This is a genomic window from Pseudopedobacter saltans DSM 12145 (assembly GCF_000190735.1).
GTDB classification, from domain to species: domain Bacteria; phylum Bacteroidota; class Bacteroidia; order Sphingobacteriales; family Sphingobacteriaceae; genus Pseudopedobacter; species Pseudopedobacter saltans.
Genome location: NC_015177.1, coordinates 1,598,760 through 1,614,895, shown reverse-complemented (window position 1 = coordinate 1,614,895; position 16,136 = coordinate 1,598,760). Strand labels below are relative to the sequence as shown.

General features: G+C 35.3%; 18 protein-coding genes and 2 tRNA genes. 11 read left to right on the top strand and 9 right to left on the bottom strand.

Annotated features, from left to right (window positions below):
• The 3 genes from PEDSA_RS06840 (at nucleotide 1) to PEDSA_RS06830 (ending at nucleotide 1,442) form a co-directional block, all read left to right on the top strand.
• Entirely contained in the window at nucleotides 1–795 is a 795-nt protein-coding gene (locus tag PEDSA_RS06840; protein ID WP_013632433.1) for a HipA family kinase, read from the top strand.
• A complete protein-coding gene (locus tag PEDSA_RS06835) occupies nucleotides 773–1,156 on the top strand; it encodes a DUF3037 domain-containing protein (RefSeq protein ID WP_013632432.1) in 384 nt (127 codons plus the stop codon). The genes PEDSA_RS06840 and PEDSA_RS06835 overlap by 23 nt, the downstream gene beginning before the upstream one ends.
• Before the next feature lie 201 nt (nucleotides 1,157–1,357).
• Nucleotides 1,358–1,442: transfer RNA gene (locus tag PEDSA_RS06830), tRNA-Ser, on the top strand.
• Between the two features lie 156 nt (nucleotides 1,443–1,598).
• Here PEDSA_RS06830 and PEDSA_RS20340 read toward each other — a convergent pair.
• Both PEDSA_RS20340 and PEDSA_RS06820 read right to left on the bottom strand, forming a co-directional pair.
• The gene (locus PEDSA_RS20340) at nucleotides 1,599–3,278 is read right to left on the bottom strand and encodes a glycoside hydrolase family 130 protein (protein ID WP_013632431.1); all 1,680 of its coding nucleotides are present in this window, start codon (nucleotides 3,276–3,278) and stop codon (nucleotides 1,599–1,601) included.
• A gap of 119 nt (nucleotides 3,279–3,397) precedes the next feature.
• Entirely contained in the window at nucleotides 3,398–3,898 is a 501-nt protein-coding gene (locus PEDSA_RS06820; protein WP_013632430.1) for an SRPBCC family protein, read from the bottom strand.
• A gap of 446 nt (nucleotides 3,899–4,344) precedes the next feature.
• Between PEDSA_RS06820 and PEDSA_RS20415 the strand changes: the two genes are divergently transcribed.
• Both PEDSA_RS20415 and PEDSA_RS20410 read left to right on the top strand, forming a co-directional pair.
• The gene (locus PEDSA_RS20415; RefSeq protein ID WP_245546856.1) at nucleotides 4,345–4,665 is read left to right on the top strand and encodes a GNAT family N-acetyltransferase; all 321 of its coding nucleotides are present in this window, start codon (nucleotides 4,345–4,347) and stop codon (nucleotides 4,663–4,665) included.
• Between the two features lie 20 nt (nucleotides 4,666–4,685).
• The gene (locus PEDSA_RS20410) at nucleotides 4,686–4,874 is read left to right on the top strand and encodes a hypothetical protein (RefSeq protein WP_245546854.1); all 189 of its coding nucleotides are present in this window, start codon (nucleotides 4,686–4,688) and stop codon (nucleotides 4,872–4,874) included.
• Nucleotides 4,875–5,042: 168 nt separating this feature from the next.
• Here PEDSA_RS20410 and PEDSA_RS06810 read toward each other — a convergent pair whose 3' ends face one another.
• The 3 genes from PEDSA_RS06810 to PEDSA_RS06800 all read right to left on the bottom strand — a co-directional run bounded on the left by PEDSA_RS06810 (nucleotide 5,043) and on the right by PEDSA_RS06800 (nucleotide 6,097).
• Complete coding sequence (locus tag PEDSA_RS06810; protein ID WP_013632429.1) at nucleotides 5,043–5,204, bottom strand: hypothetical protein; 162 nt, start codon at nucleotides 5,202–5,204, stop codon at nucleotides 5,043–5,045.
• 25 nt (nucleotides 5,205–5,229) lie between these two features.
• Nucleotides 5,230–5,300 (bottom strand) — tRNA-Cys (locus PEDSA_RS06805).
• A 50-nt stretch (nucleotides 5,301–5,350) separates the two neighbouring features.
• The gene (locus tag PEDSA_RS06800) at nucleotides 5,351–6,097 is read right to left on the bottom strand and encodes a TrmH family RNA methyltransferase (protein WP_013632428.1); all 747 of its coding nucleotides are present in this window, start codon (nucleotides 6,095–6,097) and stop codon (nucleotides 5,351–5,353) included.
• Here PEDSA_RS06800 and tamL point away from each other — a divergent pair.
• Nucleotides 6,088–8,418, top strand: coding sequence for a translocation and assembly module lipoprotein TamL (gene tamL, locus PEDSA_RS06795; RefSeq protein WP_245546852.1), 2,331 nt, complete (start codon nucleotides 6,088–6,090; stop codon nucleotides 8,416–8,418). The two genes, PEDSA_RS06800 and tamL, sit on opposite strands and share 10 nt — an antisense overlap.
• Here the strand turns inward: tamL and PEDSA_RS06790 are convergent.
• The 4 genes from PEDSA_RS06790 to PEDSA_RS06775 all read right to left on the bottom strand — a co-directional run bounded on the left by PEDSA_RS06790 (nucleotide 8,415) and on the right by PEDSA_RS06775 (nucleotide 11,323).
• Nucleotides 8,415–8,945 carry a hypothetical protein gene (locus tag PEDSA_RS06790; protein WP_013632426.1) on the bottom strand — a complete coding sequence of 177 codons (531 nt, stop codon included), beginning with the start codon at nucleotides 8,943–8,945 and terminating at the stop codon, nucleotides 8,415–8,417. The two genes, tamL and PEDSA_RS06790, sit on opposite strands and share 4 nt — an antisense overlap.
• Nucleotides 8,946–9,094: 149 nt before the next feature.
• A complete protein-coding gene (locus tag PEDSA_RS06785) occupies nucleotides 9,095–9,421 on the bottom strand; it encodes a HesB/IscA family protein (RefSeq protein ID WP_013632425.1) in 327 nt (108 codons plus the stop codon).
• Between the two features lie 86 nt (nucleotides 9,422–9,507).
• Nucleotides 9,508–9,921, bottom strand: a complete 414-nt coding sequence (gene iscU / locus PEDSA_RS06780; protein WP_013632424.1) for a Fe-S cluster assembly scaffold IscU — start codon at nucleotides 9,919–9,921, stop codon at nucleotides 9,508–9,510.
• 139 nt (nucleotides 9,922–10,060) lie between these two features.
• Entirely contained in the window at nucleotides 10,061–11,323 is a 1,263-nt protein-coding gene (locus PEDSA_RS06775) for an IscS subfamily cysteine desulfurase (protein WP_013632423.1), read from the bottom strand.
• Nucleotides 11,324–11,523: 200 nt separating this feature from the next.
• On the opposite strand from PEDSA_RS06775, the gene PEDSA_RS06770 reads away from it, so the two are divergent.
• The 5 genes from PEDSA_RS06770 to PEDSA_RS06750 all read left to right on the top strand — a co-directional run bounded on the left by PEDSA_RS06770 (nucleotide 11,524) and on the right by PEDSA_RS06750 (nucleotide 16,097).
• Nucleotides 11,524–11,772: a type B 50S ribosomal protein L31 gene (locus PEDSA_RS06770; protein ID WP_013632422.1), complete on the top strand. Its 249-nt coding sequence runs from the start codon at nucleotides 11,524–11,526 to the stop codon at nucleotides 11,770–11,772.
• Nucleotides 11,773–11,841: 69 nt separating this feature from the next.
• Nucleotides 11,842–13,026 carry a putative sugar nucleotidyl transferase gene (locus PEDSA_RS06765; protein WP_013632421.1) on the top strand — a complete coding sequence of 395 codons (1,185 nt, stop codon included), beginning with the start codon at nucleotides 11,842–11,844 and terminating at the stop codon, nucleotides 13,024–13,026.
• Nucleotides 13,027–13,029: 3 nt separating this feature from the next.
• A complete protein-coding gene (tpiA, locus tag PEDSA_RS06760) occupies nucleotides 13,030–13,797 on the top strand; it encodes a triose-phosphate isomerase (RefSeq protein ID WP_013632420.1) in 768 nt (255 codons plus the stop codon).
• Between the two features lie 84 nt (nucleotides 13,798–13,881).
• On the top strand, nucleotides 13,882–14,715 hold the full coding sequence (prmA, locus tag PEDSA_RS06755) for a 50S ribosomal protein L11 methyltransferase (RefSeq protein ID WP_013632419.1): 834 nt from the start codon (nucleotides 13,882–13,884) through the stop codon (nucleotides 14,713–14,715).
• Nucleotides 14,715–16,097, top strand: coding sequence for a UDP-N-acetylmuramate--L-alanine ligase (locus PEDSA_RS06750; RefSeq protein WP_013632418.1), 1,383 nt, complete (start codon nucleotides 14,715–14,717; stop codon nucleotides 16,095–16,097). Before prmA ends, PEDSA_RS06750 begins: the two co-directional genes overlap by 1 nt.
• Nucleotides 16,098–16,136: the final 39 nt, after the last annotated feature.

The following is a 16,136-nucleotide window of genomic DNA, read 5'->3' as shown; positions in this document are numbered from 1 at the left end:
ATGGCAAACCAGGAAGTTAATTTAAGAAATATCAATGTTACCAGATATGTCACTCCTTTAAGAGAAGGTGGGTCTATGCCTGCAATAGTAGAAGGTGATGACGATTTTCTGTACGTTCTGAAATTTAGAGGAGCAGGACAGGGAACCAATGCTTTAATAGCAGAATTGATAGGTGGCGAGTTGGCTAGAAAATTAGGTTTTAGAGTTCCGGAGCTAGTATTTGCTAATTTGGACAGGGCATTTGGAAGAACCGAACCGGATGAGGAAATACAGGATCTTTTAAAGTTTAGTGAAGGACTTAATCTGGCGTTGCATTACCTTTCGGGGGCAATAACTTACGATCCTGTAGTTAATGATCTGGACGAACTGGAAGCTTCTAAAATAGTTTGGTTAGATAGCTTTTTGATGAATATGGACAGAACAGCCAAAAATACCAATATGCTAATATGGCATAAGGAACTTTGGCTGATCGATCATGGTGCTTCTTTATATTTCCACCATTCGTGGAATAATTGGGAACAGCAGGCTGAAAAACCATTTAAATTAATTAAAGATCATGTTCTGCTAAAGAAAGCCGGTAAGATAGAAGAAGCTGATAAGTTGTTTACTCAGATTATTACACCAGAACTGATAGATAATATAGTTGATATTATCCCGGGTGATTGGTTGAAAGACGCTCCATTTGCGAATCTGGAAGAACATAAAAATGCCTATAGAGCCTTTCTCAAAAACAGGGTAAAGCATTCATCAGTAATTGTAAACGAAGTTAAAGATGCAAGACAAACACTTATTTGATTATGCAATTATCCGCGTTGTACCAAGGGTAGAACGAGAGGAGTTCCTCAATGTAGGTGTAATTATCTACTGCCCTAAGAAAAAGAGCCTTCATATAGATATCCAATTAAACGAGGAAAGATTAAAGGCGCTACATCCGACTATAGATATTGATGAGATCAAACAACATCTGAATGCTTTTAAAAAAATAAGTATAGGTGGGAAATCGGGTGGGCCGATAGGAGAGTTGGATGCCCCGTCGAGGTTTAGATGGCTTACAGCGAAACGTAGTACGATTATACAAACTTCCGGAGTTCATCCTGCTTTTTGCGATGATCTGGAGGATAAACTGAAAGAGATTATTGATGAGCAGGTAAGCTGATGTTTATCTTTAACCCAGATATCAGTTTTTTAAATTGGCTTTTATTATAATAATTGTTTTCTTTAATAGAAGAGGCATATTTTATCAATTTTACTAGTGCTTTTATCACCTCGACAAATTAAATTGTTTGTAAACAAGTTAGTTAGGTCCAAAAATGAAAAATGTTTTGGAGATTAATCCAAACTTTGTACTTTTGCCCCCGGAGAAATGGCAGAGCGGTCGAATGCGGCGGTCTTGAAAACCGTTGACTGTAACAGGTCCGGGGGTTCGAATCCCTCTTTCTCCGCGGAAAAGTCCCAGCTTTTAGGTTGGGATTTTTTGTTTTCTATCATAGGTACCCTATTGGATCCATTTCTACTTCATGGATTTATATAATATCAATTCAAAAACATGTAATAGATTTCTTGTTGGATTTAAGATCTTGAAGATCTTTTTAGGATATTTAAAACTCTTCTTTAACAATGGATTTTTCGTTCACGCCTAAATCGTATAACTGTTTTTCTACGTTATCGATCATTGATTCCGGGCCGCATAAATAAAATTTTTTGCTAAAGTCGCTAACATTAGCTTTGAGAAACTGTTTTGTAATGCGCCCCTGGGCATATCCTAACACTTTATCCTGTGATAAAATATTGATGAAATTCTTGCCTAATAAATTTTTTAGTTCTTGTTGAAGTATGATGTCAGCCTTAGTTCGATTTGCAAAAATCAACACATTATTTCCTATTTTATTTATCGATTTCAGATATCTAAAGATGCAAATAAAAGGTGTTACACCTGCACCTCCTGCTATAAATACACCTTCTCCTTTATAAGTAATTGTGCCAAAAACTTCATGTAGTATAAATTCATCATTTTCAACCAGCTTTAAAAGTTGTTTGGTTACACCCTTATGTGAAGGATAGGTTTTGATTGTAAACTCTAAATGGTTTTCATTCGGAAGAGAAGTGAAGGTGAAAGGTCTTAGTTCATTTTCCCAACCATTTTTATTTATAGAAATCTCTGCAGCCTGTCCTGGATAAAAATCAAAAGCCGGAGGCTTCTCTGTGACGATTTTCAATACATTATGAGTCAGATGCTGTATTGATTTTATTTTTATACTGCAGGCTTTCTTGTTTTGTATTTTAACATTTACTAATTCTCCTAATAAAGAAGAAAGGCTCAGAGATGCACAGGCAATGCATTGGTCTGCTGCTCCATAGTAAATATATAATGTGTCGCCAAACAATGCTGTTCCTGTGGGGAAACATACTTTATTTACTATTCCTGATAATTCATAGTCATTCGCAGGTTTAAACAATTGGTAAGGTAAATGGGCAATTACTTTTCGGGGATCCTCCAAATCCAATAAAGCGACGCGAACGGAATAAGTATATTTACCTGATATTCCGTAAACACCATGATAAATTAGCAGCCAGCCTTCGTTAGTTTCTATTGGCGGGCAGCCGGCACCAATATAACTTAGCTCTTGGCTATATCTTGGTTTAAGCATGATATTTTCATCGAAGTGGTTAAAGTAATTTTCCCAAAACTCTTTTGTAAGCTCTTGTAAGCTGTTTACCGAAACAAGTTGTATCTCTGGTTTTATACGATGCATAAAATACAATTTGTTATTAATTCGCCGGGGAAAGAAAACCACATCTTTATTCATCAGGAAACCGCTCCCGACATTCATGGTAAAGTATTTATTGGTTACCTTATCCATTGGCTGGACAATAGCAGTAAATTCATTAATTCTAATTTCCGGAACTATTAATCCTTGTTTCTCGAAATGCTTTAAATCTTTTGATATAGCCAAGGCGCCTAAAGCATTTGTACCATTATAGGCTACATAAGTCATGTAATATAGATCATCAATTTTAACGATACGGGGATCTTCAATTCCATGTGATTCGTATTCAAACTCGGGAATCATAATAGGTATATCGAAACGCTCTTTAACTGTTAAAGGTCCGTCCAGTTTGCAGAAACCTATACTGGAATAGTTTCCTTTTCTAACCGCTCTATAGAATAAATAAAGGGAATCGCCTTCACGTATGATCGCAGGGTTCAAAACTGATTCATTCTCGAAGTCAAAATCCGTTTTTCTTAGTATCACACCTTCTTTTGTAACTCTGATCATAATAGTCTGGAGTATCCGGGGTTTTTAACTGATAGATTAACATAACAGAATGTAATAAGTTTTACAAATACGCTGTAACCCTACCTTAAAAAACCTAAATCTTATGTGTTATATTACCTCTAAGCAATTGCACTTAATTTCCATTTTTTTACAATTTCAGCATTAAAGCCATCTTTATCTTTAGGATTTGGTTCGCCTTTTCCTATAACAATCAGTTTGTAAAGACTGTTTTTAATATAATTGGTCCAGGCATCGTTACATATGTTATAACATTCGCATAGAGGAACCAAGCCTTCGTGAGTAAATATTACTTTTGTTTTAGCTGCATCTTCGGATAAATCAAAGACCAGCTTTGTATTCGTCCATTCGGATTTATCTTTAGTGAAATTGAATTGGTTATCGATAACATGATAAACCAATCTTTTGTCAGGGATTATTTCGATGAGTTTAATCTTACTTAAATGAACATCTTTATAATGGTAAAAAAAGGTTTCATTAAGCACATCTGTATCACCTTCTATATCTTCACTCCACCAGGCTTTCAGATTTTTTACGGCATTAAATACTGTTTTTGCATCTTTGTCCACAACAATAGTTGTGGTATAACTTTCATTTTTCATGGTTATTGATTTTAGTTTGGTCTCGTTGTATTTTGGAATGTGTTTATTATTTGATTTTAATAAGTTAACACCCGAATTATACTTTTAAAAGAGATAAATTGGACAAATACTTGTTTTACATTATTACAGTGTCAGTTCTATGTTGTACAATTACAATTGACTATCGGTTAAGAGCCAGCAAATCTATTACCAAATAGATTGGAGAGAATAGAATTTCTCCAGATTTTGTAGCTCATTAACGTATTAAATATGAATACAATGAATCTGGTTTTTATAATATATATATTGCTGATAAAAACGGTGAGATTGATTGCATTAATCACAAACTCAAGTGTCACTTATCCTTATATTTTCAAGTGCACTATTGTTGTGAAAAGGTTTGTGACTTTTAAAGCTTACAGGACCTTTTTATATTGCTCTAATTAGCCATTTGATAAAGAATATATATGGAGATTGATATACAACCCATTTTGACGAATGATAGTTTGGTAGTTTTACCTTTGGCTAAAGCAGATTTTAAAGCATTGTACAAGGTAGCATCCGATCCTAAGATATGGGAACAGCATCCCAATAAAGACCGTTGGAAAGAACATGTTTTTAAGATCTTTTTTGACGGGGCGATAGAAAGTAAAGGTGCTTTTAAGATTATAGATAAATCATCCCGTAAAATATTAGGCAGTACACGCTTTTACAATTATGACGACAAACAAAATAGCATATTCATGGGATATACTTTTTATGCAACGTCTTGCTGGGAAAAGGAATAAACCGGACTGTAAAAATATTGATGCTCGATTACATTTTCCAGTTCGTTACAAAAGTATATTTTCATGTAGGAGCTAATAATATTCGTTCCCAGATTGCAATGAACAGATTAAATGCTGTAAAAGTAGGAGAGGAACAGGTAGCTTATTTTAGTGAACCTGTTAGATATAATTTCGTGTATTGTATAGAAAAAGCTGATTGGAAAAAATAAACTGAAATAGCTTTGAAACAGATCCGTATAGGTGGTGTCAATTTTTTCTTATTCAGATTCACAAGCTTTGGAGCAGATCCAATATTCTCCGACCTTATTGAATAGAACATAAAAAAACCTATTTACCGGCCGATAAATAGGTTTTATGAAATAAAATATGTTAATCTCTTATAAAGAAGCTAACACCTCGTTGTTTTTCACAACTTGGCTTTTTCCTTCTTTAGAGCGGCTTCCATTTTCTACGTTCGATCCTTGTTTCAAGAACTGAACCTCTAAACGAGAAGTCGTTTTATTTCTTCTGTCTTTTCTTTTTAAACGCGTTACTGCCATGACACTTATTTATATAAATATTAAGAGGTCGAGAGCGGATTCGAACCGCTGTACAAGGTTTTGCAGACCTCTGCCTAGCCACTCGGCCACCCGACCTTTTGTTTTAAAAGGAATGCAAAAATAGCAAAAAAATAATACTTGTCAACTTATTTTAGAGATTTTCTTTTAATCTCTGAACAACAAATCGCTGCTGCAATGCCAACATTAAGCGATTCGGTTTGTCCTAATTTGGGAATGGTTACAGAACCATCTAGTAATGAGATTATTTCGTCTGAAATACCATTTCCTTCACTTCCAAGAATTAGAAAGCCTGCCTCTGGCCAATCCTGATGATAAATATTTTTCCCGTCTAATAAAGTGCCGAATTTTGGTAACTGTTGAGCGATTAAATAAGCAGGTAAGTCGACATAAGAAACATTTACCCGAGCAAGTGAACCCATGGTTGCTTGCACTACTTTAGGGTTATAGACATCTACGGTATTTTTAGAGCAAATGATATTAGAAAAGCCAAACCAATCTGCTGTTCTTATTATAGTTCCTAAATTGCCCGGATCCTGTACACCATCTAAAACAAGGTTAATTTCCTTCTCGATTTCTAAAACATTTACGTCCAATTGTGGTATTTCTATCAAAGCAAGTGCTTCCTGAGGATTTTGCAGGGAACTTATTTTTGTTAGTTCCTGTTCGGTTATTTCAAAAACCTTTTGTTTTTGAGATAATTTAGGCAAATTTGGAATGTCTTTGCTTAAGCAATATATTGTTTGAACTTGATACTTTGAGGCCAAAAATTCTGTTATAGATTTTAAGCCTTCAACAATAAATAAGTTGTGTTCTTTACGGAATTTTTTTTGTTGGAGAGACTTGATGAAACTTATTTGAGATTTTGAAAGCATACACTAATTATTCTTTATACATATTACTGCTTTTAATACTGGTTATGGGCGCCTGTCGCTCTACTAACAGATTAAAAGAGAATGAGTCTTTAATCACAAAGTTAGAAATAAATGGTATTGAAAATACTTTTTCAGATCAGGCTTATTCTTATGTGTCTTTAGACATTCGACCTAACGCTCCTCTAAACCTGTGGATTTATAATACATTTAATCCAAACGGACGAAAGACTTTAGGGGAAGCTCCAAGGATTTTGGACAGTTCACTGGTTGAGGTATCAAGGCTTCAGCTTGAGAAATTTTTGAAAACAAAAGGTTTTCTGAATGCTAAAGTAAATAGTGATATCAAAATACATAAAAAAAGAGCTAAAGTTATATTTAATGCTCAGCAGAATGAGAAATTCGATTTCAGGAATATAACTTTTGATATTAAGGATTCATCTATTAAAGATTTATACCTGAGTAAAAGAAAAATCTTTACCCATATCAGAGAAGGCAAGAGATTTGATGAGGACAGTATCGCTTATGAAAGGGATCAGATTTACTTGTTGATGAAGAAAAATGGTTATTATGAGTTTGTAAGGCCATATGTAAGAGCTAAGATTGACACGAATCTAAACAGTCATCAGGCTGATGTCGAGATACAAATATTAAATCCTGGCGACAGCACTCATCAGAAATATTATTTAGATAATACTTATTTGCGTATTCAACCAACCAACGCGAATCTGGCAAATGTAAAACCTGATACTTTACGGGTAGACAGCCAGTATAAATTCTTCGACTATTCGAAGTTTTTTAAACCTGAAAAGCTGACTAACTATATTTTTCTAAGTCACGGGAACGAGTATAATATCTCTGATGTAGAATTGACAACACAGAGGTTATTTGATTTGAACGTTTTTAAAAGCATAACTGTAGATTTTACAAAGAAGAAGGACCAGCTGAATACACTGGTTGGTTTGGTAGATATGATTCCGCTGAAGAAGAAATCGAACAGGATAGACGGTGAATATACTTTTAATTCGAGTATAACGGGAGTTAATGCAGGTTTTACTTATCAAAATAAAAACACCTTTGGAGGTGCGGAGGTTTTTGAAGTAAAATTCAGAGGTGGATTTCAGTTCGATAAGAATCTAAGTGGTAATTTGAACGACCGTTTATTGAGCAGCGACTATCAGATTGGAGCCAGTCTGAATTTCCCGCGTTTAATAACGCCATTTAATATTCCGTCCAATTCCAAAAATGCTGTTCCAAGAACGAGGATAGCTGTAAACTATCAGATTTATAATTTAAGAGAAAGCTATTTACGCCGGGTACTAGGAACAACGCTGACTTATGATTGGGCCGAGACAAAATATAAATCGCATTCTATAACTCCGGTGAGCATTCAATATGTTCAGGGACGGATAAGCCGGGATTTACAAGAATACTTAGAATCGCAGGGAAATAGCTTTTTCTTAGCGACCCTGAGATCGCAGTTGGTTGCCAGTTCGTCTTATACTTATACCTATAACCTGTCAAGGCTTACTTCTTTAAGTAATTTTACATTTTTTAATGGAACATTAGAGGTGGGAGGGAATACAGCCGCTTTGGTTTCGAATGTTATCGCTAAGAATAGGAATGACTTAGGAAATACGATACTCGGTGTTCCTTATTATCAATTCGTTCGTCTGGAAGGCGATATGCGCTTCTATAAAGGTTTTGGCGGCGAGAGGCAATTGGTGACAAGAATAAACCCGGGAGTAGGTTATTATTACGGAAATATGCCTTCGTTGCCTTTCGATAAACAGTTTTTTGCCGGTGGGTCCAGTGGTATCAGAGCATGGCAGGCAAGAACGCTTGGACCTGGTAATTATAACCGGAGTTCTTTAGAATCGGATTCTGTAAGGTTGAGACTGAGAAATCTGGATCAGCTGGGAGATATCAAATTTGAAGGAAACGTAGAATATAGGTTTAAAATTCTGAATGACTTTTTTGGTTCTAAGGTAAAAGGTGCAACCTTTGTAGATTTTGGTAATATTTGGCGTTTAAAAGATAATCCGGACTTTCCGGGATCTCAGTTTCAGTTTAAAAGGCTTTGGAGCCAGATGGCTATTGGTACCGGTTTTGGGTTAAGATTTGATGTTTCTTTCTTTGTGTTTAGATTGGACGCGGGATTAAAGCTTAAAGATCCGCAATTCTCTGGTTCAGACCAATGGATAGGTAAATACTATTTCGACAGACAGGCAAAAAGAGCATTTAAAAATAGATATGCAATAACCAATAATCCCGATCGGTATAGCACCACGCAGATACAGTTTGGTATAGGAATGCCTTTTTAAAACAAATTTTTTAGACCATCAAATATGGACTCTAAAAATGTCGATACGGATAAGCCTTTACTGTAACTGAAATAAATATAGGCCATCAGGAAGAAAATGACAACGCCGATTATCTTTCTAAACATATATCCGATTAAAATAAGGCTAGCGGGAATTATCAGTAATATATACCAGCTAATACCTATCGGATTTATTCCGTTATCGGTTTTTCGTAAATAATATAGTTTGGAAACTGTGTTGTTTTCGTTCTCGTGTTTAATATATAGAAACAAAGATTTGTCTATTTCCATTTTGCTTGCCGCTACTCCTGAATGAAAGTTTAGTGTTTCTTTAAAGCCATTTATACTGAAGTTGTATGTTCCGTTTAAAGCGTCTGAAGCGTTGTTTAACGAGTCTTTGGCAATAACAATAAACGTATTGCTTTTCTGAGGATTTTCAGACAATACGAAGTTGTTTATGTTGAACTCGTTGAATGCACTTAATTGCAAGCTAATAAAGCAGGTAAAGACAGTTAAGATAAACCTCATATGAACGTTTTATTTTAATAATAAGTCCTCATGCGAAGTTGATATAAAAAAATGAAATTTTAGATGGATGTTTATAAAATATTTATCATAAAAAAGGGAATCTCAATGGATTCCCTTTTTTATATGTTTATAAATTATGGGATATTGTATTAAACAGAGAAACTCTCTCCACACCCACAAGTTCTGCTGGCATTGGGATTGACGAAATTAAAGCCTTTTCCATTTAATCCATCCGAGTAATCAAGCTCGGTTCCGGCCAGATAAAGAAAAGATTTCATGTCTAAAACAATTTTCAATCCGTTATCTTCAAAATTCTGATCTCCACTATGTGCTTCATTATCGAAGTCCATATTATAAGAAAGACCAGAACAACCACCACCTTTTACAGACACTCTCAAGAAATACGAATTATCAAGGCCTGCGCCCTCCATTAATTCCTGAACCTTCTGTTTTGCTTTATCTGTAATTGTTACCATTTTATTAATTTATTAAGTTTTGTAGTACTGGTTATTTGTTGAACTTCCAGTATCTCAAATCTCATGTTTAATATCTCACGTTTGAATTAATGATGAGATTTTTCGATTTCCAATGCTGGTAAACCATTTTTAACGCGATAATCGTTAATTGCTGATTTGATCGCATCTTCTGCTAATACCGAGCAGTGGATTTTTACCGGAGGTAAAGCTAATTCCTCTACAATATCCATGTTGTCGATAGTAACTGCTTCGTCAATAGTTTTTCCTTTTAACCATTCTGTTGCTAAAGAAGAAGAGGCGATAGCTGAACCGCAACCAAAGGTTTTGAATTTAGCATCAGTGATAACGTTGTTCTCATCAACTTCAATTTGAAGGCGCATTACGTCGCCACACTCAGGTGCACCAACTAATCCTGTTCCTACATTTTGTTTACTTTTATCCAAAGTACCCACATTTCTTGGGTTGCTGTAGTGATCTATTACTTTATCCGAATAAGCCATTTTATGTTAGATTTTAGATTTACGATGCTGGATTTTTAATCCGTATGTCGTAAATAAATGTTCATACTCTTTTTTATTTTAGATTGTAGAATTTCCGAGTTTTAAATCGTACCTCGTAAATTCCTAAATCATGCTTTAATTAGTGTTCTGCCCACTCGATAGAATCAAGATCTATGCCCTCTTTAAACATTTCCCACAAAGGTGACAATTCTCTGAGATGATTCACCGCTTTTTTAGTGTTTTCGATAGCGAAATCAACTTCTTCTTCAGTTGTAAATCTTCCCAATCCGTAACGTATAGAAGAGTGTGCCAAATCGTCAGAAAGACCTAGGTTTTTCAAAACGTAAGACGGTTCTAACGACGCGGAAGTACAAGCAGAACCAGAAGATACAGCCATATCTTTCATTGCCATCATTAAACCTTCACCTTCTACATATTTAAAAGAGATGTTGGTTGTATGTGGTAATCTGTGTTCTTTGTTACCATTAACATATGATTCTTCAAGCTCAAGTAAGCTGTTTTCTAATTTATCACGTAAGGCAGAAAGTCTGGCAGCTTCACTATCCATTTCCAAACGGCATAGCTCACAAGCCTTTCCTAAGCCAACAATACCCGGAACATTCAAAGTACCAGAACGCATACCTCTTTCATGACCGCCGCCATCCATTTGGGAAGTAACCTTTACCCGTGGCCCTTTTCTTCTCACATATAACGCGCCCACACCTTTAGGTCCGTAAATTTTATGACCGGATAAAGCCAGTAAATCAATACCATCTCTGTTTACATCTACAGATATTTTACCAACAGCCTGTGTTGCATCTGTGAAGAAAAGAGCACCATGTTTATGTGCAATTGCCGAGATTTCTTTGATAGGTTGAACCACACCAATCTCGTTATTTCCGTACATTACTGAAACTAGAATTGTTTCTGGAGTAATAGCGGCTTCCAGCTTAGCCAAATCTAAAAGTCCATCGCTTTCAACTTCAAGATAAGTAACTTTTCCGCCAATTTTTTCAATGTGTTTACATGCATCCAAAACCGCTTTATGCTCAGTGTTTAGAGTAATGATATGGTTTCCCTTATCTTTATACATTTCGAAAACACCTTTTAAAGCTAAGTTGTCAGATTCCGTAGCTCCGGAAGTAAAGATAATTTCTTTTTCAGTAGCTCCAATTAATTTAGCCACCTGTTCTCTGGCATAATCTACCGCTTCCTCTGCAGCCCATCCGAATGCATGATTTCTGCTGGCAGCATTACCAAATTTATCTACGAAATAAGGTAGCATAGCCTCCAAAACCCTGGGGTCCATTGGAGTTGTTGCGTTATTGTCTAAGTATATCGGGGTTTTTAACATCGTCATTAACTTTTTTCTCTCAACAAAGATAAGAAAAATTGTAATCATAGGATATATGTATTATCTATATAAGTATAGATAAACGTCATTATAAAGCAATTTTAGGATGGTTAATGAGGTGCTTGCAGATAGGGTATTTGATATGGGAAATAAATAATTGATAAATTTGTTGTACTTTTTTGGAAAGAAAGATAATAATTTAATATATTTGCGCCTCTAAAAAAGAGATAGAAAGGAATAAGAATATAATGAAAAAAGATTTGCATCCATCAAACTACAGATTAGTGGTTTTTAAAGATTTGTCTAACGACTATGCTTTCCTAACAAAATCTTGTATTGATACTAAAGAGACTATTAAATGGGAAGACGGAAACGAATATCCTTTGGTGAAATTGGAGATTTCCCATACTTCTCATCCATTCTATACTGGTAAAATGAAATTGGTTGATACTGCAGGACGTATTGACAAATTCAGAAATCGTTACGCAAAAAAATAAGCATAGCTTAAAACGATATTTTTTAAGTCCCGGCTTGTTTGTCGGGACTTTTTTTGTTTTTTTGCATTTATGAAAGTTATTCTTTTCGACGATTCTACCAGGAATACTCTATTCCCTTTAACTTTAACCAGACCAATTGCCGATATCAGAATCGGAATATTAAAAATCTATGAAAAATGGGCTAAGTATCTAAGTGCCGAAGTCTCGTTTAAGACGGAACTCTATCTGCAGTCGAAATTTACTTTTTCTGTATCTGATCAAAATATTTTTATTAACGGTTCTGTTTTACCCGATCGACAAATTCTGGACGCTATCAGTAAACTTAATAATGGTGATATTTTAAGTAAAGATGGAGTGTTGCTTGCGGCAAGAATAGACGGAGAAGAGGCCAGGGATTTTTCGTGTACAGTGTCTTCAGACTGCAGGAATGTAATATATCTTGGAGAGGTTAATCAATTGAAATATCCCGAACAGGTGTTTTCTAAAAATGCGCAGCAAATCGCTTTAGATTTTGAGTTAATCACCAAAGGCCGTCAATCGGCAGTGCTAAGCGGAACGAATACTGTAATTGGAGATGATATTTTTGTAGAAGAAGGAGTGGAGGCAGAATGCTCGAGTTTTAATACTAAAAATGGGCCTGTTTATTTAGGAAAAGATTCACAGGTGTGGGAAGGTAGCCATATTAGGGGAAGTTTTGCATTGTGCGAGGATTCTCAAGTGAAAATGGGTGCTAAGATTTACGGTGGAACTACTGTAGGTCCTAAAAGTAGAGTCGGTGGTGAAATTAATAACGCCGTGATATTTGGGTATTCGGCAAAAGGACATGAAGGATATTTAGGGAATTCGGTTGTAGGCGAATGGTGTAATTTTGGCGCGGACTCCAATAATTCCAATATGAAGAATACTTATGCGGAGGTTAAAATATGGGACTACACAACGGAAAGATTTAGAAAAACGGGTTTACAGTTTTGCGGATTGATTATGGGAGACCATTCTAAATGTGGTATTAACACTATGTTTAATACCGGAACTGTTGTTGGTGTTAGCGCGAATATATTTGGTTCGGGTTTTCCTAGGGTATTTATTCCTGATTTTGCCTGGGGTGGTGCACAGGGATTTGAAAATTATACATTAAACAAAGCTGTAGAGACGGCTAAACTGGCTTATGAGAGAAAAGGAAGAGAGTTTGATGATAAAGAACAGGAAATATTCGCTTATTTATATAATTTAACAGAAAAATCAAGAAGGTTTTAAAATATGAGAAAGAAAATTGTAGCTGGAAACTGGAAAATGAATAAAGATTATTCAGAAGGTCTTAGTTTGTTTTCGGAAGTGTTAAATATGGTGAAAGATGAAGTAAGGGGAGAGCAACAGGTAGTTGTTTGTGCTCCGTACATTCATCTGCATAGTTTATCAGCTTTAGCAAAGGGAACAAATAATGTTTTTGTAGGTGCGCAAAATGCACATCAGGAAGCATCAGGTGCTTATACCGGAGAAATATCAACAGGTATGTTGAAGTCTGTTGGAGTAGAATATGTGATATTAGGACACTCGGAAAGACGTCAGTATTTTGGCGAGAATAATGAACTGTTAGCCAAAAAAACAAATACAGCATTGGCAAATGATTTAAAGCCGATTTTTTGTATTGGGGAAACGTTAGCTGAAAGAGAGAGTAATCAGCATTTTGATGTTATTAAAACGCAATTGGCAGAGGCCACTTTCCACTTGTCTGCAGAGGATTTTTCTAAACTCGTTATCGCTTATGAGCCGGTTTGGGCAATTGGAACGGGTGTAACCGCAAGTTCTGCACAAGCGCAAGAAATTCATGCATTCATCAGAAGCGAAGTGGCTGCTAAATATGGTGCCGAAGTTGCTGAAAACACAACTATATTATACGGAGGAAGCTGTAATCCGGGGAATGCGGCTGAATTGTTTGCTCAAAAAGATATAGATGGCGGATTGATAGGGGGGGCATCTTTAAAATCGAGAGATTTTGTTGATATTGTTAAGACGTTCAACAACTAAAAATTATATTTGTAAAACAGATGAACTTACGATTAGAATCTCTGATCGTAAGTTTTTTTTTGTCCTATATTTTTCAATAAGAAAATGAATTATTACGAACTGAAATTTGAACTTAAAGATGCAGAGGAGTTTCATCAGGATTTGTTGATTGGTGAACTGGCTGAAATTGGTTTTGATACTTTTGAAGAGAGTGAAAAAGGTTTTAACGCTTTTGTGGCGGAAACCGCATATAATGCTAAGCTGATAGCGGACACTTTAGCTACTTATAAAGATATGTTTACCTTTTCGTACGAGAGTGTATTTATTCCTCAGAAAAACTGGAACGAGGTATGGGAAAGTAATTTTGAGCCGCTGGAGATTAAAGATCAGGTGTATGTAAGAGCAACTTTTCATGAACCTAAGCAAGCATTCCCTTATGAGATAGTTATAGACCCCAAAATGGCTTTTGGTACAGGACATCATCAAACAACAACATTGATGATGGAATGGCTTTTAGAAACAGAAGTAGAAGGAAAGAATGTTTTGGATATGGGATGTGGAACTGCTATTCTGGGAATATTGGCTTCTAAGCAGGGAGCCAAAGCGGTGGATGCTATTGATTATGACGATGTTTGTTATTTAAGTGCAAAAGAAAACGCTGAACTTAACGATATAAATAATGTAAGTGTTTTTTGTGGTTCTAAGGAAGCTATTCCGAACACGGCGTACGATATTATCCTGGCAAATATCAATAGGAATATCCTTTTAGACCAAATAGAAAGATATGCAGAAGTTTTAAAGTCTGACGGACTGCTGTTTTTAAGTGGTTTTTATGAGTCGGATATTGAGATTTTAGTGGATGAAGCGAAGAAGTATAAATTGCAATATGTTTCGCATAAGAAATTAAATGATTGGGTAGCTGTTAAATTAAGGAAATAATGAGAGTTCATTTTATAGCTGTCGGCGGAGCTGCGATGCATAATTTAGCCATTGCATTGCATTTGAAAGGTTATCAGGTAACCGGATCTGATGATGCGATATACGAGCCTTCTAAAAGCAGGTTACAGAAGCATGGTTTATTGCCGGAAGTTTTTGGCTGGTATCCGGAAAAAATAAATAAGGGTATCGATGCGATTATTTTAGGTATGCATGCTAAAGCCGATAATCCAGAATTGATTAAAGCACAAGAGTTGGATTTGCCAGTGTACTCTTATCCGGAATATATTTATGAGCAATCTAGAGATAAGACAAGAGTCGTTGTTGGCGGTAGTCATGGAAAGACTACAATTACTTCTATGGTGTTGCATGTTTTAAAACAGATTTCTTTTGATTTTGATTATCTGGTTGGTGCGCAAATAGAAGGTTTCGATAATATGGTTAAGCTTTCAGATGCTCCATGTATTATAATTGAAGGAGATGAATATCTGGCTTCACCAATTGACAGAAGGCCTAAGTTTCATCTTTACAAAGCAAATATAGGTGTGATCAGCGGCATCGCCTGGGATCATGTGAATGTTTTTCCAACGTTCGAGAATTATAAAGAACAATTTTCTGGATTTATAGATACGATTCAGGAAAAAGGAACGTTAATCTACTGTGAAGAAGATGAGGTGCTGTCCGATTTAATAAAAAAACATAAAATTCATAACAAAATAAAATTTTTGCCGTATAAAGCGTTAGATTCAGAAGTTAAAGAAGGAAACACCTATTTAAAGTTAGATGAAAATCGGGAATTGGAGATTGGTGTTTTTGGAAAACACAATTTAATGAATCTTAATGCAGCTAAGCTGATTTGTAATGAGTTAGGGATTAGTGATGAGCAGTTCTTTAATGCTATAGTTTCTTTTAAAGGAGCCAGCAAAAGGCTAGAGAAGATGGCAGAAAGCGACGACACAATTGTATTTAGAGATTTTGCGCATTCTCCTTCGAAGTTAAAGGCTACAGTAGGGGCGGTAAAAAATCAATTTTCTAACAGAGATTTAGTCGCGCTTATAGAATTACATACGTTTAGTAGTGTAAATAAAGATTTCATTTCTGAATATAAGGACAGTATGAAAGCGGCAGATGTGAAGATTGTCTTTGTAGATGAAACTAATTTGATACAAAAGAAAGTCGATCCTATATCTGAGAGCCAGATAAAGGAAGCTTTTAATGATAGGGATATAATTTTCTTTAATAATTCTTCAAGCTTGGAGCGATATTTGTTAGAGTTAAATATATTGAATGAATATAATGTATTATTAATGAGTTCAGGAAATTTCGGAGGTATTGATTTGGTTACATTATCAAAAAAAATATTGAAAAACAGAAAAAAATATTAATTTTATAAAACGTTAAGCAACGCAATAAGAAAACACATT